This window comes from Mesorhizobium sp. M7A.F.Ca.US.006.01.1.1 (genome assembly GCF_003997935.1).
Taxonomy (GTDB): Bacteria; Pseudomonadota; Alphaproteobacteria; order Rhizobiales; family Rhizobiaceae; genus Mesorhizobium.
The window spans coordinates 1-4,573 of record NZ_RZQL01000378.1; the positions used below are offsets into that span (position 1 = coordinate 1).

5 protein-coding genes and 1 pseudogene are annotated in these 4,573 nt (G+C 63.5%); 3 read left to right on the top strand and 3 right to left on the bottom strand.

From position 1 onward, the window contains the following. A partial coding sequence (locus tag EN943_RS35205; RefSeq protein WP_127416402.1) for an endonuclease/exonuclease/phosphatase family protein occupies nt 1-835 on the top strand: 835 nt, incomplete at its 5' end. Nucleotides 836-839: 4 nt separating this feature from the next. On the opposite strand, the gene EN943_RS35210 is transcribed toward EN943_RS35205, so the two are convergent. From EN943_RS35210 to EN943_RS37855, 3 genes are all read right to left on the bottom strand, one after another. After that, nucleotides 840-1,439, bottom strand: coding sequence for a DUF922 domain-containing protein (locus tag EN943_RS35210; protein WP_127416403.1), 600 nt, complete (start codon nt 1,437-1,439; stop codon nt 840-842). A 122-nt stretch (nt 1,440-1,561) separates the two neighbouring features. Continuing rightward, entirely contained in the window at nt 1,562-3,241 is a 1,680-nt protein-coding gene (locus EN943_RS35215) for an electron transfer flavoprotein-ubiquinone oxidoreductase (RefSeq protein ID WP_127416404.1), read from the bottom strand. A gap of 63 nt (nt 3,242-3,304) precedes the next feature. Continuing rightward, nucleotides 3,305-3,451: a hypothetical protein gene (locus EN943_RS37855; protein ID WP_164778550.1), complete on the bottom strand. Its 147-nt coding sequence runs from the start codon at nt 3,449-3,451 to the stop codon at nt 3,305-3,307. Between the two features lie 10 nt (nt 3,452-3,461). Here EN943_RS37855 and EN943_RS35220 point away from each other — a divergent pair, with 10 nt between their 5' ends. Together EN943_RS35220 and EN943_RS35225 are read left to right on the top strand one after the other, a co-directional pair. Next, entirely contained in the window at nt 3,462-4,106 is a 645-nt protein-coding gene (locus tag EN943_RS35220; RefSeq protein WP_127416405.1) for a hypothetical protein, read from the top strand. A 241-nt stretch (nt 4,107-4,347) separates the two neighbouring features. Continuing rightward, a pseudogene (locus EN943_RS35225) lies at nt 4,348-4,573 on the top strand (uracil-DNA glycosylase); the annotation flags it as partial.

Consider the following 4,573-nt stretch of genomic DNA (forward strand, 5'->3'; position numbering starts at 1 on the left):
GCTTTTTGCCGTGGCGGCCTTTGCCACCACTTCCGGCTCGCTGTCCTTCTCCCGCCTGTGGCCGGTTCAGGCCGCCTATGAAGCCAAGAACGAGAACCGCGCGATCTACAAATTGCTGCAGATGAACCTGCGCTACGACAATCCAACGCCGAAGAAGGTGCTGTCGCTGATCGGCCGGACCAATCCCGACGTGATCACCCTCGACGAAGTATCGGCGATGTGGGCAACCGAGCTCGGCTATATCAGCAGCGCCTATCCATACCGGATCCTCTGTCCTTACCCCAACAAGATATTCGGCGTCGCGCTGCTCTCGCGGCGGCCCTTTGCCGCCGGCACCGAGGCGCGTTGCGAACGGCGCGGCGCCATGGCGACAGCGACCGTCGACTTCGGCGGTATCAACGTCGATGTCGCCGCGATCCATCTCAGCTGGCCGTGGCCGCGCGAGCAGTACTGGCAGATCGGCGAGTTGACGGAATCGCTCTCGGCGCTCGGCGAGACGGCCATCATGGCAGGCGACTGCAATGCCGCCCCATGGAGTGCCGCCGTGCGGCGGGTCGCGGCGCTTGGCGGGCTGACCGTGATGCCGTCCGCCGGCCCGACCTGGATCCACATCAAGCTGCCGGACTTCCTGCGGCGCTTCGCCGGCCTGCCGATCGACCAGGTTTTCAGCAAGGGCGGTGTGACCATCCATTCCGCGACACGGCTGGAAGACACCGGCTCGGATCACCTTCCAGTCCTGGTGGAGTTCTCGCTCAGGCTGAACCAGCAAAAGCCGCTCGATGAACATGAAACCGCGACCGCGGCCATTGTTCAGACCGGCAAGACGCCAGGCTGAAGGATCAGGGCCTGACCAAAGCGATGACGAGATGCTGGACATGGCCGCCGTCGCGATGCTCGCGCGCATCGAAAGCGAGTTGCTTGGCCTCATATGCGGCATTGGTGGCCTTGATACGTCGCTGTGCCTCGCGACGTGTCTTGTAGCAGGACCGATCGTCGGCAATCCTGAGGCCGGAGATCGATCTCTCCGTGGCCCACATCATCTCCCTGGCGATGCGGCCATGGGTTTCTTCATGGGCGCGGACGCCGGCGAAGAACCGCGTCCAGCGCTTCCGGAGCGTCGGCGTGGTGGCCGAGGCGACACGCGGAAACGTATAGAAGAGATTGAGCGTGCCGTTTGCACGCCGCAAGCGGCAAACGCCATCGTCCTGGCTGGTGTCAAGGTCCCAATCCACTGCGTAGCCGGTCAACGCGATGGCATGCGTCATGAAGCCGTGCTTCGGCCCCTTGCGGTCCATCGCCTGCATCAGCGCCAGCCCCGTGTTCCCGGTGATGTCGTAGGTCCGCGTCTTGACCACCACCCTGGTGCCGGCCGAGGCCGCAGAAGCCAAGCCGAACAGCGCACCGATCGCCACGAGGCATGCCAGAACCGCCAGGCGCATTGACCATCTCCCTATCGTCAAGGAATGGAACCATAAGCGCGCGGCAGTTTCAACAGTCCTAATGTTTCACATGCCACAGGAGACCCGAGTCACCGCCGGGGCACGCTGTGGCCGGCGCGGGCCTACATGCCCTGGTAGACCGGGCCTTCTCCGCCTTGCGGCGGCACCCAGTTGATGTTCTGGTTCGGGTCCTTGATGTCACATGTCTTGCAGTGGACGCAGTTCTGCGCGTTGATGACGAAGCGCACATCCTTGGCCGTGGGATCGGCGGCGGCATTGCCGTCCTTGTCGACCCACTCGTAAACCCCGGCCGGACAATAGCGCGTCGAAGGGCCCGCAAAGACATCGTGCTCGGAACGCTTCTGCAGTTCCATGTCGCCTACAAGCAGGTGGACCGGCTCGTTTTCCTCATGATTGGTGTTGGACAGGAACACCGAGGACAGCCGGTCGAAAGTCAGCACGCCATCGGGCTTCGGATAGGCGATCTTCTTGTGCCGGGCGGCAGGCTCGAGCGTCGCATAGTCGGCCTTGCCATGCTTCAGCGTGCCGAAGGGCGAGACACCGAACAGCGTGTTCAGCCACATGTCGAGGCCGCCGAGGCCGACACCGACGATGGTGCCGAAGCGCGACCACAGCGGCTTGACGTTGCGCACCTTCTTCAAATCCTTGCCGATGTCGGTCGCGCGCCAGGCTTCCTCGTAGGAAGCGAGTTCGTCGTTGGCGCGCCCGGCACCGATCGCCTCGGCGACATGCTCGGCCGCCAGCATGCCGGACAGCACGGCATTGTGCGAGCCCTTGATGCGCGGCACGTTGACGAAGCCCGCCGCACATCCCATCAGCGCACCACCGGGGAAGGACAGTTTCGGCACCGACTGCCAGCCACCCTCGGTGATGGCGCGCGCGCCATAGCCCAGGCGCTTGGCGCCCTCGAAGGTCCCGCTGATTGCCGGATGGGTCTTGAAGCGCTGGAATTCCTCGAACGGCGACAGGTAGGGGTTCTTGTAATTGAGGTGGAGGACGAAGCCGACCGCCACCTGATTGTCCTCGAGATGGTAGAGGAACGAGCCGCCGCCGGTCTTCAAGTCAAGCGGCCAGCCGAAGGAATGCTGGACCAGCCCCGGCCGGTGGTTCTCGGGCTTGACCTGCCAGAGTTCCTTCAGGCCGATGCCGTACTTGCCCGGTTCTCGGCCATCGGAAAGCTTGTATCTGGCGATCAGCTGCTTGGCGAGCGAGCCGCGGGCGCCCTCCCCGATCAGCACATATTTGCCCATCAGCGCCATGCCGGGTGCGAAACCCGGACCGTGCGTTCCGTCCTTCTCGACGCCCATGTCGCCGGTGACGACGCCGGTGACGGCGCCTTGCTCATTGTAGAGCAGGCCGGCAGCGGCAAAGCCCGGATAGATCTCGACGCCGAGCGCTTCGGCCTTGGTCGCCAGCCAGCGGCAGACATTGCCGAGCGAGACGATGTAGTTGCCGTGATTGTTCATCAGCGGCGGCATGAAAATGTTAGGCAGGCGAAACGAGCCGGCGGGACCGAGGACCAGGAAATGGTCCGCGGTGACCGGCGTCTTGAAGGGATGGCCGTCCTCGTCGCGCCAGCCCGGCAAGAGCCGGTCGATGCCGATCGGATCGACGACGGCGCCGGAGAGAATATGGGCGCCGACCTCACCGCCCTTTTCCAGGACGACGACCGAAAGCTCGGGATTGACCTGCTTGAGGCGGATGGCGGCAGCGAGGCCCGCCGGTCCGGCGCCGACGATAACCACGTCGAATTCCATGCTTTCGCGTTCGATGTCGCTCATCAACCCCTCCGCACTGGCTTATCCCATTCGGGTATCTTGCTGGCTCCCGCGCTGCATAGCGCATCAATTGACGACAGGAAACCGGCGCATACGTGACAATGCGGTTTTGGCCAAAAAGTCGCGCATTGCGAGGCTGGAAGACTGCTTTTCGCCCGGCATTGCCTCCGGGGCGCGCGTTTTTAATTGTTCGACGGCTTGCTTATCGGCCATACTTCACGCCATGCGCATTCCTGGGCCAGCCGGCTTTTCATCGACGCGCTTTCTTTTCCCGCCCGGCCGGATCCGCCGGGCGCTCCTTTTGGCCCTTCTGGTGCTGGCGCCGCATCACGCTGCCGCCGACGAAGTGAAGGTCTGGGCGGCAGGCGCCTACTCCTTCTCCGACGAGCTTGGCGGCTTCCGCATCACCGGCGCCTCGGGCATCGGGACGAAGGACGATCCGTTCGTCATCACCGAAGAGCTGAATTCGTCAACGCCAGTGACGCTGACGATCCGCACGACAAAGCCGATCCAGGCCTTCGGCAAGGCCGGCGAATTCGCCAACGGCATGATGTATATGCGCATCGAGGTGCTCAACAACAGCGGCCAGGCCTGGATCGAATTCCAGTTCGAATTGCAGGAGATCCTGAACCAGCCGAGCGTGTTCGGCGACGGGCTTTCCTTCGACCAGCGCAACAAGACGCCGGACAATATCTTGTCAAGCAATTTCGCCGATTTCGATCGCGATTTCGAACCCTATGACCGGCTGCTGTTCAGGAATGGCAAGGTCGACCCGCTGAAAACCGCCAGGTTCGAATTCCTGATGACCGACTACACGCCCAGATGGACCTTCTATCTGGTACAGGATCCCCGCATACCAACGGGGTGAGGCGCGGACGCGGAGGCGCGCTCTCCCTCCTCGAGGGGGAGATGTCGCCGAAGGCGACAGAGGGGGTCGGCACGACCGGACGCGACACCCCTTCGCCGACAGAGGAGGCTGGCGTTCTACGCGCGGCGACCCCCTCTGGCCTGCCGGCCATCTCCCCCTCAAGGAGGGAGATCAGCTTTCACCGCCGCTTTCGCCAATCACCGATGTTGCAAATCGCCTCTTGGCGGACGAATGTGCCGGCATGACTGCCGCTTCCCCAACCAACAGACCTGATATCGCCGACCTGCTGGCGTTTTACGCCAGTGTGGGCGTCGACGAGGCACTCGAAGAGCTGCCGGTGAATCGGTTCGCCGAGGTTGCGCCAAAGCCGATGGAGCGCGCGCCGATCGCAGCGCCTTCGGGTGACACCGCCGCACCGCTGCGCTCGACGAATATGTCTCGCCCCGAAGCAGGTGACAGACCAAGTG

Bases quoted from the DNA above. Each gene is read 5' to 3' on its own strand.
- EN943_RS35210 (WP_127416403.1), bottom strand. From the start codon at position 1,439: ATGCGCCTGGCGGTTCTGGCATGCCTCGTGGCGATCGGTGCGCTGTTC.
- EN943_RS35215 (WP_127416404.1), bottom strand. From the start codon at position 3,241: ATGAGCGACATCGAACGCGAAAGCATGGAATTCGACGTGGTTATCGTC.
- EN943_RS37855 (WP_164778550.1), bottom strand. From the start codon at position 3,451: ATGGCCGATAAGCAAGCCGTCGAACAATTAAAAACGCGCGCCCCGGAG.
- EN943_RS35220 (WP_127416405.1), top strand. From the start codon at position 3,462: ATGCGCATTCCTGGGCCAGCCGGCTTTTCATCGACGCGCTTTCTTTTC.